Annotated in this window: 1 rRNA gene; it reads right to left on the bottom strand. The window is 53.7% G+C overall.

The features are described from left to right. Positions 1-588, bottom strand: a 16S ribosomal RNA gene (locus D1641_RS19035); the annotation flags it as partial.

Genomic DNA, 588 nt, shown 5'->3' with positions numbered 1-588 from the left:
GGGCGGTGTGTACAAGGCCCGGGAACGTATTCACCGCGGCGTGCTGATCCGCGATTACTAGCGATTCCGACTTCATGCAGGCGAGTTGCAGCCTGCAATCCGAACTGAGAATGGTTTTAAGAGATTAGCGCACCCTCGCGGGTTGGCGACTCGTTGTACCATCCATTGTAGCACGTGTGTAGCCCAGGTCATAAGGGGCATGATGATTTGACGTCATCCCCACCTTCCTCCGGTTTATCACCGGCAGTCTCACTAGAGTGCCCAACTTAATGATGGCAACTAGTAATAAGGGTTGCGCTCGTTGCGGGACTTAACCCAACATCTCACGACACGAGCTGACGACAACCATGCACCACCTGTATCCCGTGTCCCGAAGGAACTCCTTATCTCTAAGGATAGCACGAGTATGTCAAGACCTGGTAAGGTTCTTCGCGTTGCTTCGAATTAAACCACATGCTCCACCGCTTGTGCGGGCCCCCGTCAATTCCTTTGAGTTTCAACCTTGCGGTCGTACTCCCCAGGCGGAGTGCTTAATGCGTTAGCTGCGGCACTGAATCCCGGAAAGGATCCAACACCTAGCACTCATCG

Source organism: Colidextribacter sp. OB.20, assembly GCF_009911595.1.
Lineage (GTDB): Bacteria > Bacillota > Clostridia > Oscillospirales > Oscillospiraceae > Lawsonibacter.
The sequence above is the reverse complement of the archived record's forward strand: the minus strand, read 5'-3'. Positions and strand labels throughout refer to the sequence as shown.